The sequence below is a fragment of the Sphingorhabdus sp. genome (assembly GCF_044239005.1).
In the GTDB taxonomy this organism is placed as follows: Bacteria; Pseudomonadota; Alphaproteobacteria; order Sphingomonadales; family Sphingomonadaceae; genus Sphingorhabdus_B.
Genome location: NZ_JBIICH010000037.1, coordinates 1 through 16,544, shown reverse-complemented (window position 1 = coordinate 16,544; position 16,544 = coordinate 1). Strand labels below are relative to the sequence as shown.

17 protein-coding genes are annotated in these 16,544 nt (G+C 55.1%); 8 read left to right on the top strand and 9 right to left on the bottom strand.

The genetic code is table 11. The annotated features are described in order from the left end of the window. Together ACILQA_RS04680 and ACILQA_RS04675 are read left to right on the top strand one after the other, a co-directional pair. Positions 1 to 393: serine O-acetyltransferase (locus tag ACILQA_RS04680; protein ID WP_395628637.1), on the top strand; the 393-nt coding region annotated here is incomplete at its 5' end. Beyond that, positions 390 to 734, top strand: a complete 345-nt coding sequence (locus ACILQA_RS04675) for a DUF2794 domain-containing protein (protein WP_183942217.1) — start codon at positions 390 to 392, stop codon at positions 732 to 734. The genes ACILQA_RS04680 and ACILQA_RS04675, both read left to right, overlap by 4 nt. A gap of 48 nt (positions 735 to 782) precedes the next feature. On the opposite strand, the gene ACILQA_RS04670 is transcribed toward ACILQA_RS04675, so the two are convergent. Beyond that, entirely contained in the window at positions 783 to 1,685 is a 903-nt protein-coding gene (locus ACILQA_RS04670) for an SDR family NAD(P)-dependent oxidoreductase (RefSeq protein ID WP_183942218.1), read from the bottom strand. Between the two features lie 181 nt (positions 1,686 to 1,866). On the opposite strand from ACILQA_RS04670, the gene ACILQA_RS04665 reads away from it, so the two are divergent. After that, positions 1,867 to 3,381, top strand: a complete 1,515-nt coding sequence (locus tag ACILQA_RS04665; RefSeq protein ID WP_395628636.1) for an OprO/OprP family phosphate-selective porin — start codon at positions 1,867 to 1,869, stop codon at positions 3,379 to 3,381. Here ACILQA_RS04665 and phoB read toward each other — a convergent pair. From phoB to ACILQA_RS04625, 8 genes are all read right to left on the bottom strand, one after another. Further along, positions 3,378 to 4,073: a phosphate regulon transcriptional regulator PhoB gene (phoB, locus tag ACILQA_RS04660; protein ID WP_395628635.1), complete on the bottom strand. Its 696-nt coding sequence runs from the start codon at positions 4,071 to 4,073 to the stop codon at positions 3,378 to 3,380. The genes ACILQA_RS04665 and phoB overlap by 4 nt on opposite strands. Positions 4,074 to 4,086: 13 nt before the next feature. After that, on the bottom strand, positions 4,087 to 4,758 hold the full coding sequence (phoU, locus tag ACILQA_RS04655) for a phosphate signaling complex protein PhoU (RefSeq protein WP_395628634.1): 672 nt from the start codon (positions 4,756 to 4,758) through the stop codon (positions 4,087 to 4,089). An 11-nt stretch (positions 4,759 to 4,769) separates the two neighbouring features. Beyond that, a complete protein-coding gene (gene pstB, locus ACILQA_RS04650) occupies positions 4,770 to 5,564 on the bottom strand; it encodes a phosphate ABC transporter ATP-binding protein PstB (protein ID WP_395628633.1) in 795 nt (264 codons plus the stop codon). A gap of 3 nt (positions 5,565 to 5,567) precedes the next feature. After that, the gene (gene pstA, locus ACILQA_RS04645) at positions 5,568 to 6,833 is read right to left on the bottom strand and encodes a phosphate ABC transporter permease PstA (RefSeq protein ID WP_395628632.1); all 1,266 of its coding nucleotides are present in this window, start codon (positions 6,831 to 6,833) and stop codon (positions 5,568 to 5,570) included. Beyond that, positions 6,826 to 8,214, bottom strand: coding sequence for a phosphate ABC transporter permease subunit PstC (gene pstC, locus ACILQA_RS04640; protein ID WP_395628631.1), 1,389 nt, complete (start codon positions 8,212 to 8,214; stop codon positions 6,826 to 6,828). The genes pstA and pstC overlap by 8 nt, the downstream gene beginning before the upstream one ends. Before the next feature lie 126 nt (positions 8,215 to 8,340). Continuing rightward, positions 8,341 to 9,393: a substrate-binding domain-containing protein gene (locus ACILQA_RS04635; RefSeq protein ID WP_395628630.1), complete on the bottom strand. Its 1,053-nt coding sequence runs from the start codon at positions 9,391 to 9,393 to the stop codon at positions 8,341 to 8,343. Positions 9,394 to 9,500: 107 nt separating this feature from the next. After that, positions 9,501 to 10,742 (bottom strand): ATP-binding protein, encoded by a 1,242-nt coding sequence (locus ACILQA_RS04630; RefSeq protein WP_395628629.1) that lies wholly within the window; start codon positions 10,740 to 10,742, stop codon positions 9,501 to 9,503. Positions 10,743 to 10,868: 126 nt separating this feature from the next. After that, a complete protein-coding gene (locus ACILQA_RS04625; RefSeq protein ID WP_395628628.1) occupies positions 10,869 to 11,540 on the bottom strand; it encodes an HAD hydrolase-like protein in 672 nt (223 codons plus the stop codon). Positions 11,541 to 11,601: 61 nt separating this feature from the next. On the opposite strand from ACILQA_RS04625, the gene glmU reads away from it, so the two are divergent. The 5 genes from glmU (at position 11,602) to glmS (ending at position 16,178) form a co-directional block, all read left to right on the top strand. Continuing rightward, a complete protein-coding gene (gene glmU / locus ACILQA_RS04620; RefSeq protein ID WP_395628627.1) occupies positions 11,602 to 12,948 on the top strand; it encodes a bifunctional UDP-N-acetylglucosamine diphosphorylase/glucosamine-1-phosphate N-acetyltransferase GlmU in 1,347 nt (448 codons plus the stop codon). 3 nt (positions 12,949 to 12,951) lie between these two features. Then, positions 12,952 to 13,584 (top strand): DapH/DapD/GlmU-related protein, encoded by a 633-nt coding sequence (locus tag ACILQA_RS04615; protein ID WP_395628626.1) that lies wholly within the window; start codon positions 12,952 to 12,954, stop codon positions 13,582 to 13,584. 139 nt (positions 13,585 to 13,723) lie between these two features. Continuing rightward, complete coding sequence (locus ACILQA_RS04610) at positions 13,724 to 13,969, top strand: ribbon-helix-helix domain-containing protein (RefSeq protein WP_395628625.1); 246 nt, start codon at positions 13,724 to 13,726, stop codon at positions 13,967 to 13,969. A 3-nt stretch (positions 13,970 to 13,972) separates the two neighbouring features. Further along, the gene (locus ACILQA_RS04605; protein WP_395628624.1) at positions 13,973 to 14,338 is read left to right on the top strand and encodes a PIN domain-containing protein; all 366 of its coding nucleotides are present in this window, start codon (positions 13,973 to 13,975) and stop codon (positions 14,336 to 14,338) included. A 16-nt stretch (positions 14,339 to 14,354) separates the two neighbouring features. Next, positions 14,355 to 16,178, top strand: coding sequence for a glutamine--fructose-6-phosphate transaminase (isomerizing) (gene glmS, locus ACILQA_RS04600; protein WP_395628623.1), 1,824 nt, complete (start codon positions 14,355 to 14,357; stop codon positions 16,176 to 16,178). Positions 16,179 to 16,544 lie beyond the last annotated feature (366 nt).

Genomic DNA, 16,544 nt, shown 5'->3' with positions numbered 1-16,544 from the left:
ACCAACGGGATGGCGGGCAAACGGCACCCGACGATATTGGACAATGTTATCATTGGATCAGGTGCACAGATTCTTGGCCCAATTACAGTGGGCGAACGCGCGCGCATTGGCGCTGCTGCCGTGGTGACAGATGACGTTCCGGCGGGCGCCACTATGATTGGCCCAAAGGCGCGGTCGACATTGGTTCAGGCCGAAACCTATGCACGCGACTTCATGCCTTATGGCACGCCATGCCGGGAGATGTTCGACCCGGCGACGCAAAGCCTCGAGATCCTGCAGTGTGAAATCGAAACCCTACGCAAACGTATCGCCGACATGATGGCCGAGCGTGATGGAACGCCCGCGGCGACGCCAGTAAAGCCCCGTGCGAGCAAGGGAAGCAAGGCCAGTTGAGCGCAATCATCACGCCGTTCCCGATAACCAATCGGCTCAACCAGATTGGTTTTGAAAAAGGCGAACTAACCCAGATTCTCAATCTGTACGGGCGGATGGTCGCGGCGGGTAACTGGCGCGATTATGCCATCGATCTTGGCCGCGATGCTGCCGTATTCAGTGCGTTCCGGCGCGCAACCGAGCGGCCGGAATATCGCATTGAAAAACGGCCCGCATTGCGCAACCGCCAAGGCATGTGGGCATTGGTTGGCGAAGGTGGCGCAATTTTGAAACGTGGGCATGACCTTGGCCCCGTCCTTGCGCCAGTTGAACGAAAGCTCATGAAGCTCGTCGACGCATAAAAAAAGCCCGGCCAAAGACCGGGCTCTTTCGAAACGTTTCGCAGGCAATTAGCCGAGCGCTTGAAGCGCCTTCATCACGGCGATGGATTGTTCGCCGCCTGACTGTGGAACGGTTTCGCCGGTGCGGTCGATAATCTTGTCCCACGCCGCAGCAAAGCCTTCGACGTTGCGGTCTTCCTGACGAAGGGCGACGCCCGGGGTCATCGTGACATAGGCTGCGTGATAGCCGCCACCGCCTGCGCCGATGATCATGTTGGTTGGGGCGTCTTCGCTGACCAGATACAATGCGGCTGGTACAACATTTTCCGGCGTGAACTGTTCGAACAAACCTTCTGGGAAGATATCCTCGGTCATGCGCGTGCCTGCAACAGGTGCGAGCGAATTGACGCGTACGTTATATTTGGCGCCTTCAAGATGAAGCGTCTTTGTAAATCCAGCCAATCCGAGCTTCGCTGCGCCATAATTGGCTTGGCCGAAATTGCCGTACAGACCGGTTGACGATGTGGTCATCAAGATGCGGCCATAGGCCTGATCGCGCATCGTATCCCAAACGGCCTTGGTGCAGTTTGCCGATCCCATAACATGAACCTGAAGCACCAGATTGAAATCGGGCATATCCATCTTGGCAAAGCTCTTATCGCGCAGGATGCCCGCATTGTTGATCAACACATGCACGCCACCCCATGCTTCTTTCGCCTTGGCGACCATTTCGACCATCTGCTCATATTCAGTGACGCTGCCGCCATTGGCCATAGCTTCGCCGCCTGCTGACTTGATCTGCTCGACAACCTGAGCCGCTGCGTCGGATGTGCCTGTGCCATCGCGCGCGCCGCCCAAATCATTGACCACCACTTTTGCACCGCGCTTGGCGAGTTCAAGCGCATAGGCCTTACCCAATCCACCGCCTGCACCTGTCACAATAGCGACTTTGTCTTTAAAACTGATGGTCATATTATATCTCCATAATCAGGGGCGAACCAAGCCGCCGAAACACGCTGTGCCTTGGCATGGCACGTCACTTGACGCAAGCGTAAAGCAAGTTGGGGTGAATGTCATAAAAGAGAAATAATGCTGTCATGCCCAAGACATAAAATTGCTGTCTAGGCGTCACCATTGAAACGAGGATAACATTATGACCGCCGCAAAAAAATGGTTCGCAACGACAGCATTGGTAACGGCGGCATGTGTCGCGTTTCCTGCCTATGCGCAGGACAGCATATCTGAGGTCGACTCGCTGCGTGCGGAAGTTGCGGCGCTTAAGACACAATTGGCCGCGATTTCCGCAAAGGTTGATGCGGTCGAGAAAAAGCCTGTAGCAGAAGTAAAATGGAAGGGCGGACCAGAGACGAGCGGTCAAGGTGGTTGGACGTTCAAGCCACGTGGACGCATCCATTATGATGCAGGCTATGTGAGCGTACCCGGCGATTATGCAGTCAACCGCAATCTGGGTTTCAATAGCCGCGTTCGGCGCGTTCGCCTTGGCGCTGAAGGCAGCATGCCCGGCGGCTTCGGTTATAAGGTCGAAGCGGACTTTGCGGGCGGCAATGTTGCCTTTGGCGACACGTTCCTCAGCTACAATCCAAGCAACACGCCGTTCAGTGTTCGGATAGGCAATTTTGAATCGCTGAACGGGATGGAGCAAATCACCAGTTCCAACAACGCCAGCTTTACAGAGCGCGCTGCATTCAATGACGCGTTTTTAAACAGCCGTCGTCTTGGTGGCGCGGTTGCATGGCGTGATTCCGATAATGTGCTCCGCGCCGAAGTCGGCTTGTTTGCCGGCCACAGCATCGACAACTCGTTCGACAATGACGGCTGGATTGGTGCGGGACGCCTGACCTATGCGCCAAAGGCGTTTGGCGGACAGCTGCATTTTGGTGCGACCATTCAGCAGCGCGAATTTGCATCCAACAACAATGGAACGGCGTCGGTTTCGACAAATGCGCCATCGACCAACCAGCTTGCCCGATATCGCGCGCGGCCGAACACACAGCTTACCGACGTACGATTTGTCGACACCGGAAGCTTCGCCGCCAAGAGCGACCGGATTCTCGGTGTCGAATTGGCGGCTATCTTTCCCGGATTTTATTTTGCCGGCGAAGGCCAATGGACTAAAGTAAATGCCTATCGCGCGGGTGACATTGCAACCGGATTGAACAGTTTTGCTGGCGGCAACAGCGCGGTTACGCCAAATGGCGACCCGAGCTTTTTTGGCATGTATGCCGAAGCTGGTTATTTTCTGACCGGCGAGACCCGCGGTTACAAGGACGGCGCATGGGCGCGTACCAAGGTACTGAATCCCATTGATAAAAAAGGCCTTGGCGCGTTCCAAATTGCGGCACGCTATGATTTTCTGGATCTCGACAGCAACGCCTTGAAAAACGGCGTGACGAACAACTTTGCGACGGGCAGCAATAGCCTGGCTGCGGTCAATGCGCGGCTTGGACGGGGTGGCACACAGACCAGCTATTTGCTCGCTCTGAACTGGTACCCAATCGATTATATTCGCTTCATGTTGAACTATGGCCGCGTCAATGTCGAAGGTGGTCCGTTGGCCGCGACAGTTGACCCCCTTTCAACGCAGGCAGTTGATAAGCGCGACTATTCGGTTGATGTACTTGCCGCGCGGATGCAGTTGGAGTTCTAAACCGCGTCCTGATCGAGCGAATAGCCTGCCGACCGCACCGTCCGGATGATATCGCTGTCAAAGCCCTCATTGAGGGCTTTGCGCAAGCGGCGGATGTGGACGTCAACGGTACGTATTTCGATATCGCTGTCATGGCCCCAGACACTGTCTAAAAGGCGCTCACGCGAGAATACATGGCCTGGATATTCGAGGAAATGCTTGAGCAACCGATATTCGGTCGGCCCAAGCGGAACCTGCTTTCCGCCGCGCTTTACTTTGTGCGCGACCGTATCCATTTCGACGTCACCAAAGCGCAATGCTTCGCCAGCAAGCGCGGGACGGACCCGGCGCAGCACGGCCTTTGCACGGGCGACCAATTCGCGTGGTGAAAAAGGCTTGGTGACATAATCATCGGCGCCGATTTCAAGTCCGCGAATACGGTCATCTTCTTCACCGCGTGCCGTCAACATGATGATTGGCACATTGGCGGTGTTGTCCGCTTTGCGTAATTGCCGGCACACTTCGATGCCCGACAGATTCTCCAACATCCAATCCAGCAAAACCAGATCGGGCGTGCGTTCTTTGGCCATCAGCAGCGCTTCTTCACCGTCCCCCGTATGCTGAACGTCGAAATCCTCGCGTTCGAAATGCCAGCGCACCAGCTCGGCCAGAGCACTATCGTCTTCAACCAAAAGCAATTGCGCCTTGGGCATATGTTTCTCCGCGTTAAGCGTCGGGCAGGTTTTCACCCGTTTCGGTAAAATAAATCATCTGGGCAACGGTGGTGGTATGGTCCCCAATCCGTTCCAAGTTCTTGGCCGTAAAAAGCAGATGGGCGACTTCCGTCGCATTTTTGGGGTTTTTCGCCACATATGCGACAAAGTCGACGAACAGATCTTTGTTAAGCTGGTCAACGTCGTCGTCACGAATGGTCACTGCGCGGGCCAGATCAATGTCACGCTTTGCATAAGCGTCCATGGCGGTGCGGATCATTTCGACAACGATTTCACCCATGCGTCCGAGTTGTTCTTTGGCGGAGGCGTGGATTTTGCCTTCCATCTTCGGAACACGCTTGGCGATGTTTTTCGCGTAATCACCAATGCGTTCAATAACCGCAGACATTTTGAGTGCGGCGATAAGCTCACGCAAATCGTCGGCCATCGGTGCGCGTAAGGCAATGGTGCGCACAACCAAGCGTTCAACGTCGGTCTCAAGAGTGTCTATCACTTTGTCTTCGGCACGAACGGAGGCGGCCAGTTCGATGTCATGATCCGACAAGGCTTTCATGGCCGCAACGACCGCAGTCTCCGCGCGCGCACCCATCTCGGCGATGAGGCCACGGATTTCGTCCATGTCATCGTCAAACGCGCTAATGGTGTGCCTTGTGCCTGTGCTCATGTTATTAATTCCTAACCGTAGCGGCCTGTAATATAATCCTTGGTGCGATCTTCACGTGGATTGGTGAATATTTCGGATGTCTCACCAAATTCAATGAGATTGCCCAAATGGAAAAATGCGGTGCGTTGTGACACACGTGCCGCCTGCTGCATATTATGCGTCACGATGATGATAGCATATTTTCCGCGCAGGTCGTGGATTAACTCCTCGATCCGTGCTGTCGCGATGGGATCGAGCGCCGAACAAGGTTCGTCCATCAAAATGACTTCGGGATCAACGGCAATGGCGCGGGCAATGCACAAACGCTGCTGCTGACCGCCGGAGAGCGCAGTGCCGCTTTCGTTCAGCCGATCCTTGACCTCGGTCCATAAACCGGCGCGGGTAAGCGAACCTTCCACGATCTGGTCGAGTTCTGCCTTGCCGCTCGCCAGCCCGTGAATCCGCGGACCATAAGCGACATTGTCATAAATGGATTTGGGAAACGGATTTGGTTTCTGGAAAACCATACCAACGCGGGCGCGCAATTGTACGACGTCCATCGACGATGCATAGATATCCTGCCCATCGAGCAAAATCTCGCCTTCGACGCGTGCACCAATCACGGTGTCGTTCATGCGGTTAAGTGACCGCAGGAAGGTCGACTTACCACAGCCGGACGGGCCAATGAAGGCAGTCACGTTTTCGCGGTCGACGTCAATGGATACGTTGTTTATCGCTTGTTTATCGCCATAAAAAACATTCACATTGCGCGTGGATATTTTCGGATTTCCGGGGTTTTCGCCCACATTATCGTCCTTTTTGTTCATAAATCACCACCGCGTTTCAAATCGGTTGCGAAGATAAATGGCCAAAGCGTTCATTCCCAACAGGAATATCAGCAACACAATGATTGCCGCACTGGTTTTTTCGACAAAGCCCTGATTGACTTCGTCCGACCACAGATAAATCTGCACAGGCAATGCCGTGGCGGCGTCCGTAAAGCCTTCTGGCGCAGCCGGAATGAAGGCGCGCATACCGATCATCAGCAGTGGCGCCGTTTCCCCAAGCGCACGCGCCATACCGATGATGGTGCCCGTTAGGATACCGGGCAGGGCAAGCGGCAGAACATGGTGGAAAACGACTTGAACAGGTGAAGCGCCGATGCCCAAGGCCGCTTCGCGGATAGACGGAGGAACGGATTTGACGGCATTGCGGCCGGCAATGACGATGACGGGCATTGTCATCAGCGCGAGTGTTAATCCGCCCACCAATGCGGATGATCGCGGCATGCCAAAGATCGTGAGAAACACGGCGAGCCCCAAAAGACCAAAGATGATCGACGGAACAGCGGCGAGGTTGTTGATGGACACTTCTATCATGTCCGTCAGCCGGTTCTTCGGCGCATATTCCTCAAGATATAACGCCGCGAGGACGCCAACGGGAAAGGCGAGCAACAGGGTAATCGCCATCGTCATCAGCGATCCCTTGAACGCAGCCCAAATGCCAACCGCAGATGGGTCTGTCGCATCTGCACCTGTTAGGAACGTCCAGTTAAAGCCAGTGCGCAAAGCATCCTTTTCAGAAAGCGCAGCAACCGTCTTTTCAGCCGCTGGCTCGCCTTGGCGCTTGAATGCCACGTCCAATCGGGAGTCCGCTGGCAACCAAAGCGTTTGTTTGGATGTGACAAGTTCCGGATTGTCTATCAACATCTGCCGCACATTTGCTGCCGCGGCGGAGGTCAGTAGGCTGTCGCCCAAGCCAGCATATTGTTGCCCCACAGCCAATTCGACGAGGCCGGGAATGTCCATCGAATTCAACGCCGCATCGGCATTTGGGCCCGTCACGGATGCTGCGGTCGCGCCAGAGGTGAGTGCCGGAAAATCGAACTCTACGGCGAGTTCTGTACGCTGGAAGCCACGCAGACCTTGGCCAAGCATGGTGAACAACAAAAACGCAAGGAAAAGCGTCGATAGCGCGACCGCCATAAAGCCCATCGCTTTAAAGCGTCGCTCAGCCGCATAACGGCTGGCAATACGCTTTTGCATGATTTGCCCGTTCCAGTCGGTCGGGCTTGGGTCGATGACAGCTTTATTCATATGCTTCCCGATATTTTTTGACGACCCGCAATGCGACATAATTCAGGAAGAACGTCGTGATGAATAACGCCAGTCCAAGCGCGAACGCGGCAAGTGTATGCGGGCTGCCAAAATCCTGATCGCCTGTCAAAAGCGCGACAATCTGGACTGTAATGGTGGTGATCGTGTCGAAAGGATTTGCAGTCAGGTTCGCGGTGTAGCCTGCGGCCATCACCACAATCATCGTCTCACCAATCGCGCGGCTGACGGCAAGCAATACTCCGCCAACGACGCCCGGCAGTGCGGCTGGTAAGAGAACCTGTTTAATGGTTTCGCTCTTGGTCGCGCCCATGGCCAGACTGCCGTCACGCATCGCGTTGGGCACGGCGGCAATGCTGTCATCCGACATCGACGATACCAATGGAATGATCATCACGCCCATGACGATACCTGCAGCAAGCGCATTGTCAGATGCTGCGTTGCTGACACCAAGCATGACCGCAAAGTCACGCACAGCTGGTGCCACGGTTAAGGCCGCAAAATAGCCATATACCACGGTGGGCACACCGGCGAGGATTTCAAGAATGGGCTTCATCCATTTGCGCACATTCGCGGACGCATATTGCGTCAAGAAGATCGCGCTCATCAGACCCAGCGGGATGGCAACTATCATCGCGATAATTGCGCCAATGAAAATCGTGCCCCAGAACAATGGAATGGCGCCATAGCCATTGTCGGCGCCGGGCGTGACATCGGACTTCGGATTCCAGTCGGTTCCGAACAGGAATTCAAATGGCGACACCATTGAGAAGAAGCGCCAGGATTCAAATATCAACGACGCGAAGATACCAAGCGTGGTGATGATGGCGATCAGCGATGCGACAAGCAGGCCGAACATGATGACGCGTTCGACTTTACTGCGCGCGCGAAAATCGGGTTTTAGACGGGTAAATGCAAAGGCCCCGCCGGCAAACAACAGCAACAATGTCGCGGCGACGCCGAGCCACTTATAATAAGACAAAGCGCCTTTGTATAAAGGAACAAGCTTGTCGCTCATGTCCTGAAATGCGGTTGCTTGAAAACCCTGCGCTATGGCACGTGCTTCAGACAATATGGCTGCGCGGGCAAAGGTGTCTTGTGGCAATTCAGCGGCGATCGGTGCCGACAGCACCATATTGGTGACCAGCGATGGCGAAAGCGACTGCCAAATGACCATGAACAACAGCGCAGGCGCAACGGCACAAATCGCAACAAACCAACCGTGATAATAAGGCAGGCTGTTAACAGTGCCGCGCGGGCCACCCTTTGCCTTGCGGACGAAACCCGACGCGCGGGCACGCCCAACGATCCAGCCAATGAGGCCGAGACCAAGGACAAGGAAGAGCAATGCCGTTCCGGTCATAAACTTAACATTGCTCCCTTGGACCAAAATTGGCCGAAAACCGAAGAAAAACAACCCAAAATAGCAATGGGCCCGGATCAAACAGAGATTCGATCCAGGCCCATAGACGCGATGATTGTTGCAGTTTTATTTCAAATCTGCGCCCGTCATGGAATTGAGGCTGTTTGCAGCTTCGTTTGCCGCTTTATAGTCTGCTTCAGTCGATGCAATCATGCCCAATTTGGTCAGATATCCGCCAACTGCGCCGCCCTTAAGAAACTCGATAACAAATTCCTTGATGCCAGGAATTTTGCCGATGTGGGCTTTCTTGACATAGATGAACATCTTGCGCGCACCGGGGTAGCTACCGTCCGAAATCGTCGCAACTGTCGGGTTGACGCCGTTCATCACGATGCCGTGTACCTTGGATGCATTTTCTTCCATGTAGCTGTAGCCGAAGATGCCAACCATGTTGGGGTTGGAATCGAGCTTCTGCACGATCAGGTTATCGTTTTCGCCCTGCTCCTTGAAAGCGCCATCGGTGCGAATTTCGGTGCAAATTGCTTTATACTTGTCTTCGTCGGTGTCCTTCAACGCCTTGGTTGCAGCGTCGGATTTGCAACCAGCTTCCATGATCAGTTCATGGAATGAATCGCGCGTACCCGAAGTCGTTGGCGGGCCATATACCGAGATTGGCAATTTAGGCAGCGAAGGGTTCACGTCCGACCAAAGCTTTGCAGTCTGTGGCTTACCGAACGGGTTGGCTGCGAGCGCCTTGTAGACGTCAGCGGTCGAAAGCACGAACTTGGTGCCCTTGTTCGACTGTGCAAGTGCCAGACCGTCAATGCCAACCTGAACTTCGATAATGTCCTTAACGCCATTCTTCTGGCAATTTTCGAATTCGCTCTTCTTCATACGACGTGAAGCATTTGCGATGTCTGGCGTTTCTGCGCCTACGCCTTTGCAGAATTGTTCAATTCCGCCGCCGGTTCCAGTCGATTCCAGAACAGGTGATTTGCGTGAGGGATCCGCTTTAGCGAACGCCTCAGCCGCGGCCTTTGCGAATGGAAATACCGTCGACGAACCCACAATGCGGATTTCCTGACGCGAGCCGCCAGCGGCCCCACCCGTGCTTGCCTGGTCATTACATGCCGCAAGCGCGAGCGCGCTGATGGCAACAAGTGAAATTTTCTTAATCATAACTGTTGTCCCCATAGTGGATTCGGCACAGATCGAACTGCGCTCCCGGGTCCATTAGACGCCGCAGATGGCTGATAAATGACTCTTGTGTTACACTATTGTGACGGTCATGCCGGTGAAACGGGAAGCAAAATCGACACCGTGGTGCCTTTTCCCACAGTGCTGCGGATTTCCAGATGGCCACGGTGCCGGTCCACAATATGTTTGACCAAACTAAGCCCCAGACCGGTTCCGCCAACCAACCGACTGCGCCCCGAATCGACGCGATAAAAACGCTCGGTCAGCCGCGGCAAATGTTCAGGCGCAATCCCGTCGCCTTCATCCGCAACTGCGAAGTTCAGCATGGCGCCAGATCGCGATGAAATGAGCGAGACCAGCACCGGGGTGCCGTCTTTTCCATATTTCATGGCATTATTCAGGATGTTGTTGGCAAGCTGCCGCAATTGGCCAGCATCGCCAATCACTGCGGGCAAATCCGCGGTGATGTCGACAGCAATATCTGCGCCGCGATCCTTTTGGCTGTTGCGCAGTTGGTCGACGGTTTCCATCACGATCTGGGCAAAATCGACGGGCGTTTGTGGCGGGTCATATTTTTCGGCTTCAATGCGGCTAAGCGACATAAGGTCGCGCACCAACGCCTGCATGCGATCGGTTTCTGTCGCCATTATCCCTAAGAATCGACTGCGTGTCGCTCGATCTTCGCCCGCAGCGGGGTCATCCAATGTTTCGATGAATCCTTTAACAGCAGCGAGCGGCGTCAACAGTTCGTGGCTGGCATTGGCAACGAAATCAACGCGCATCTTTTCGGCCGCTTGCGTGCCACTGCGGTCGGCCAAATGGACAATCTTCTGTCCGGGTCCCATCATCTGGATACGCATTTCCCACAGCTGGTTTTTCTGACCGATCCCTGTGAGTTTTATGGGGTGGCCGCTATGCTGGGCATCAGGGTCAGACAATCGTTCGATTGCGCCGGCATGCCGAAATGCCATCCGGACATTCTGACCAACAATATTGCTACCCAATAAGCGCAACGCGACCACATTTGCAGCCGTGACGCGCGCGTTTTCGACCATCAATATCGCATCGGTGGATGCATCGATAAACGCCTGCAACTGGGGGTGCGACGTAATTGAGGCGGCATCGATCGCCCGCGGTTCGTCTGCGCGCGGCGTATCGATAACGGCTTCATCATGATCATGCCCTTCGGCCACGACGAACAAAGCAATCAGCATCGATACGAACACCACAAGGATGCGTTCGGCGACACCAAGCATTTGCCCTGCAAAAACGGCGCCGACAAAAGCAAGGCCAAAGGCAAAAAGCACGCGGGGAGAAAACCAACTGTTCACTATATTCACCCGTCCATGTCAGCGCGATCTGCGCCAACCCCATGTCAGCTATTACCGGCTACATTGCCCCACATATAGACGCAGTTTTTACGTGCAAGCATAGCCGATGAAATAACGGACATTTGATTATGAGAGGTTTCGCAAAGCCGCGATCAGATCATCGAAATGGTCGATGATGGCATCTGCGCCCATATCCTCCACTGGCCCGTGCAGAAAACCAAAGCTAACGGCCACACTCGGCACGTCGGCATTTTTCGCGGCCATGATGTCGTAAATGGAATCGCCAATATAGGCCGCACGTCCGCCGCCACATCTTTTCACCATTTCAAAGATGGGCGCGCCGGACGGTTTGGCATTTTCCTTGCCCAACGTGTCCGCACCCAAAATGCAGCCCATACGATGTGCAAGGTTCAGGTCGTTCAGCAACTTGACCGCCAGGCTTTCGAACTTATTGGTCACAACCGCGTAACGCACGCCCATCGCATCCAGCGTATCCAGCACATTGAGTGCACCGTCAAAGGGCCGGCTGTGGACCGACACATTGGCTTCATAATAAGCCAACATCTGGCGATAGAGCGGCTTAAAATCGCCGTCGGGAATGCCGCCCGTTGCCTCCAGTCCCTGTTGTAACATCAACTTTGCCCCGCCGCCGATATGTTGCTTAACCGTTTCGGCCGAAAGGGTCGGTCTGCCGACGCTGGACAGCACATGGTTGACCGCGGCGGTTAGGTCGCCGCTGGTGTCCACTAAAGTACCGTCAAGGTCGAAGCCGATGATGTCGAAAGGAATTTTTGTCATATCGATCCCAAATGGCTGCAAGTTCTGGAAACCGCAACAATTTGCTGGCATGACAATGCACATGACTGAAATAGCTGCCATCATCCTTGCCGCGGGCAAGGGCACTCGCATGAAATCCGACTTGCATAAGGTCCTGCATCCGATCGCCAGCCGGCCAATGCTGATGCACCTGATGGCGTCGGTTGACGCCTTAAGTCCGGCCAAAAAGGTTGTGGTGGTCGGCAGTGGCAAGGATCAGCTTGAAGCTGCCTTGGCCGGGTCCGCAGAATTGGCCTTGCAAGAACCGCAACATGGAACAGGGCACGCCGTCCAGCAGGCACAACACGCATTGGCGGGCTTTGATGGCGATGTCCTCATCCTTTACGGTGATGTTCCGTTCGTGCCGACGGCAACCATGCAGGCGATGGTCGAACGACTGAACGCCGCCGACGCGCCTGCCGTGGTTGTATTGGCGTTCGCGCCAGAAGACCCCACAGGCTATGGCCGCGTGATTGTCGAAGACGGCCGCATCGTGAAAATGGTCGAACAGAAGGACGCGACCGAAGCTGAAAAGGCGGTGAAGCTGTCCAATTCCGGCCTGATGGCGGTCAAGTCACGCGATCTGTTTGGATTGCTCGACCGCGTGACGGACGACAATGCGCAGAAGGAATATTATCTTACCGACATCGTCAACATCGCGAACGCCGATGGCCGTGTTTGCGTTGCAGTCACCACGGATCCGTTCGATGTTGCGGGCATCAACAGCCGCGCACAATTGGCCGAGATGGAGGCCGAGTGGCAAAAGCGCCGCCGCGTGCAGGCGATGGACGATGGCGCAACGCTGATTGCGCCGGGCACCGTCTGGTTCGCATGGGACACGCAAATTGGCCGCGATGTGCTGATTGAACCCAATGTGTTTTTCGGCCCCGGCGTGCGCATCGCGGACAATGTAAAGATTCGAGCCAACAGCCATATCGAAGGCGCGCAAATCGCCAGCGGTTGCGAAGTCGGTCCATTTGCGCGCTTGCGCCCCGGAACGGTGTTGGAAGAAAAAGCCAAAATCGGCAATTTCGTCGAAACCAAGAAAGCCCATCTGGGCAAGGGCGCAAAGGCCAATCATCTCACCTATCTTGGCGATGCGACCATCGGTGCAGGCGCAAATATCGGCGCGGGCACGATTACCTGCAATTATGACGGCTATTTCAAATACCAGACAGTGATTGGCGAAGGCGCTTTCATCGGCTCTAACAGCGCCCTCATCGCGCCGGTAAAAATCGGCCGCGATGCGATCGTCGCGGCAGGCAGCGCCGTATCACGCGACGTCGCCGACGGCGAACTCCGCATGGTCCGCGCCGAGCAGCTGGTAAAGCCCGGCTGGGCGGATCGATTTCACGATGCGATGCGGAAGAAGAAGGCTGAGAAGAAGTGAGCGATGCTTGACGTCAAGGGCCTGATAGCTTCGTTCATTGAGCCTTGGCGCACCTCCAGCTTTGCAGATAACGATCAGGCGCCTTGGCACTTGGTCGGCAACATTGAGGAGTTGCTCAGACAGCAAATTGCTAGTCTCGACTCTTCATACCAGCGCATCGACGAATTGGCAGTGCACCACAGCGCGAGGATGGAGGCGGGCGCTGTTGTCAAAGGGCCGGCAATCATTGGGCCTAATTGTTTTATAGCGGCTGGCGCATATCTGCGGGGCGGTGTGTATCTCGAACAGGATTGTATCATTGGGCCGTCGTCTGAGCTCAAAACCTCGGTCATGTTTGCGGGGTCTAAGCTGGCGCATATGAACTTCGTAGGGGACTCAATTATTGGCGCTGATGTCAATATTGAAGCAGGTGCTGTCATTGCCAATCACCGGAATGAGAGAGAGGATCGCAACATCCGCATCGTCTACCGTGTACAAGTGATCGACACTGGCGTCAGCAAATTTGGCGCTTTGGTGGGCGACGGAAGCCGGATCGGAGCAAACGCGGTTGTTGCACCTGGCGCATTATTGGAGCCAGCGTCGATTGTTGGCCGGCTTCAGCTCATTGACCAGAGTCCCGAGATTGAGTTGACATGATATCATGATATGATATCAATATATCATGATTCGAATCGCCGGACATGTTCGGTGGATATGATGACCATCAGCGGCAGATTCATCTCGACATGGCTGCACGTAAATATCCAGATTCGATAGTGAACGAAGCGAGTGACACATGAGAATTCTTACGGACATTCCTGACGACGATATCGAGAAGCTGGATGCGCTGGCGGCCAAAGGAAAGCGTTCACGCGCGGCGGCAATTCGTGACGCGGTTAAGCTTTATCTGGTGCATAACACGGATAATAAAGACTGGATCGCCCGCGGCGCTGGTCTTTGGAAGCATCGGACGGATATTGGTGACGCAGTTGAATATCAAAGGGCAATGCGCGAAGACCGCAGGCCTTACGAAGATATATGATTTGTGGCTGACCCGTTTTTTGACACCAATATATTGATCGACTGGCTCAGAGATAACCCCAAGGCTATCTCTGAGCTTTCACGATATAAAAAACACAGGATCAGCCGTGTCGTTTGGACTGAAATATTGGCAGGTGAGCCGCTTGAGCGGCGCGACACTGTCCAGCAAATCATTTCACCCTTCGAAGTGGTCGAAATTGATGCCAGAATTGCCGCTGCTGCTGCTGACATCCGATATCGATCGCCGATGAAATTGATGGATGCCTATATCCTCGCTACCGCGCAGGTGAATGGCGCGATCCTGATTACACGGAATACAAAGGATTTTCCGGCAGAGATGCCGGGCATCCGAATCCCCTACACAATTTGACGAAAGCAAAAAATCCATGTGCGGAATTATCGGAATTGTTGGCAAATCTGCTGTTTCGGACCGGTTGGTCGATGGGCTGAAGCGGATGGAGTATCGGGGGTATGACTCCGCCGGTGTGTGCACCGTGCATGATGGTCAGCTCGTGCGCCGCCGTGCAGAGGGCAAGCTTGCGAACTTGGTCAATGTTCTAAAAACCGACGACGCCGCTGGTAATATTGGCATTGCGCATACGCGCTGGGCCACTCATGGCGCGCCGACCACCAGCAATGCGCATCCGCATGCGACGGGCGAAGTCGCGCTCGTGCACAATGGCATTATCGAAAATTTCAAGCAGCTGCGCGATGAACTCATCGCCCGCGGGCGGACATTTGAAAGTGAAACCGATACAGAGGTTGTCGCGCATCTGGTGTCCGAACAGGTGGAGGCTGGCCATGCGCCGGCCGATGCCGTGAAGGCCGTGCTGCCGCGCTTGCGCGGTGCCTTTGCACTTGCGATTGCGTTTCGCGAATTTCCCGATTTTCTGATTGGCGCGCGTCTCGGTAGCCCACTGGTTGTTGGTTATGGCGACGGCGAAACCTATTTGGGTTCGGATGCATTGGCGCTCGCGCCGCTGACACAGAAAATCGCCTATTTGGAAGAGGGCGACTGGGTTGTCGTCACCCGCGATGGCGCGCAGATTTTCGATAAGGATAATAATCCTGTCACGCGCGAAGTCACCACCAGCGGCGTGTCCGCCGCCCAGATCGAAAAGGGCAATTACCGCCATTACATGCAGAAAGAGATTTTTGAGCAACCCACAGTGGTCGCCCAAACGCTCTCCAGCTATATCCGCCCCGTTGAACAGACCGTTGCCCTGCCGCAGATGGATTTCGATCTTGCGGGCGTGAAGCGCATTACCATCGTTGCCTGCGGCACATCCTATTACGCTGGCATGGTCGCCAAATATTGGTTTGAAACCTTCGCCCGCGTGCCCGTCGACATCGATGTCGCGTCCGAATTCCGGTATCGCGATCCAGTGCTTGAGGAAGGCGGTTTGGCGCTGTTTATCTCGCAATCGGGTGAGACGGCAGATACGCTGGCCGCGCTGCGCCACTGCAAGGAAAATGGCCAGACCATTGCGGTCGTGGTGAATGTGCCGACATCATCAATGGCGCGTGAGGCCGACCTATTGCTGCCGACACATGCTGGCCCCGAAATCGGCGTTGCTTCGACCAAGGCCTTCACCTGCCAGCTTGCCGTGCTCGCGGCGCTTGCGGCGCATCTTGCGTTCGTCAAAGGCAAGCTGACTGCAGAAGAAGAACGCGAAATTGTGCGCCATCTTATTGAAGCGCCCGCTGCCTTGAACGCTGCATTGGCGCATGACGAAGACATTGCGGCAATGGCGCACCTCATCGCACCCGCACGTGACGTGCTCTACCTTGGCCGTGGTCCCGACTATCCATTGGCGATGGAGGGTGCCCTCAAGCTCAAGGAAATCAGCTACATCCATGCCGAAGGCTATGCCTCGGGCGAAATGAAGCATGGCCCAATCGCGCTGATCGACGAAGCCGTGCCTGTCATCGTCCTCGCGCCAAGCGGCCCGCTGTTCGAAAAGACTGTGAGCAATATGCAGGAAGTGCGCGCGCGGGGCGGGAAGGTCGTGCTGATTTCCGACGCCGAGGGCATAGCCGAAGCTGGCGAGGGCTGCCTCGCCACTATCGAAATGCCAAGCGTCCACCCACTCATCGCGCCATTGGTTTATGCTGTGCCTGTCCAGTTGCTCGCTTATCATGTGGCGTGCGCCAAAGGCACGGATGTCGACCAGCCACGCAATTTGGCAAAGTCTGTCACAGTGGAGTGATGATGCGCGCGCAGATGCTATGGGGGCGGGCATGAGCGCCGGCAAAATCATCCTGATCGTCGTTTTGTTATGGGTGGCGGTGCACCTGCTGTTGTTCGGTTACCTGAAGCGACGGATTGCCGCGGCAAAACGCGACAAGGGGCTGTAGCCACTGCACTGCAATGCGCCGATAGCAGGGGTGATACAGCCGCGGTCGCACGGGTTGATTTGCCATATTTGCAAGCTTATAGCGGTAAGGCAAAACAAGCGGTCCCGCGGGGCCGCTTTTTGGCTTTTGGAATATGCCAAGCATTTGGTTGGAAGGAAATATACCATGTCGATCACGCCTTTGATGCCCGTCTATCCGCGTTGCGGTTTCCGACCGGT

Bases quoted from the DNA above. Each gene is read 5' to 3' on its own strand.
- glmS (WP_395628623.1), top strand. From the start codon at position 14,355: ATGTGCGGAATTATCGGAATTGTTGGCAAATCTGCTGTTTCGGACCGG.
- ACILQA_RS04670 (WP_183942218.1), bottom strand. From the start codon at position 1,685: ATGACCATCAGTTTTAAAGACAAAGTCGCTATTGTGACAGGTGCAGGC.
- ACILQA_RS04615 (WP_395628626.1), top strand. From the start codon at position 12,952: ATGCTTGACGTCAAGGGCCTGATAGCTTCGTTCATTGAGCCTTGGCGC.
- ACILQA_RS04665 (WP_395628636.1), top strand. From the start codon at position 1,867: ATGACCGCCGCAAAAAAATGGTTCGCAACGACAGCATTGGTAACGGCG.
- pstC (WP_395628631.1), bottom strand. From the start codon at position 8,214: ATGACCGGAACGGCATTGCTCTTCCTTGTCCTTGGTCTCGGCCTCATT.
- pstA (WP_395628632.1), bottom strand. From the start codon at position 6,833: ATGAATAAAGCTGTCATCGACCCAAGCCCGACCGACTGGAACGGGCAA.
- ACILQA_RS04610 (WP_395628625.1), top strand. From the start codon at position 13,724: ATGAGAATTCTTACGGACATTCCTGACGACGATATCGAGAAGCTGGAT.
- phoB (WP_395628635.1), bottom strand. From the start codon at position 4,073: ATGCCCAAGGCGCAATTGCTTTTGGTTGAAGACGATAGTGCTCTGGCC.
- pstB (WP_395628633.1), bottom strand. From the start codon at position 5,564: ATGAACAAAAAGGACGATAATGTGGGCGAAAACCCCGGAAATCCGAAA.
- ACILQA_RS04635 (WP_395628630.1), bottom strand. From the start codon at position 9,393: ATGATTAAGAAAATTTCACTTGTTGCCATCAGCGCGCTCGCGCTTGCG.
- phoU (WP_395628634.1), bottom strand. From the start codon at position 4,758: ATGAGCACAGGCACAAGGCACACCATTAGCGCGTTTGACGATGACATG.
- ACILQA_RS04625 (WP_395628628.1), bottom strand. From the start codon at position 11,540: ATGACAAAAATTCCTTTCGACATCATCGGCTTCGACCTTGACGGTACT.
- glmU (WP_395628627.1), top strand. From the start codon at position 11,602: ATGACTGAAATAGCTGCCATCATCCTTGCCGCGGGCAAGGGCACTCGC.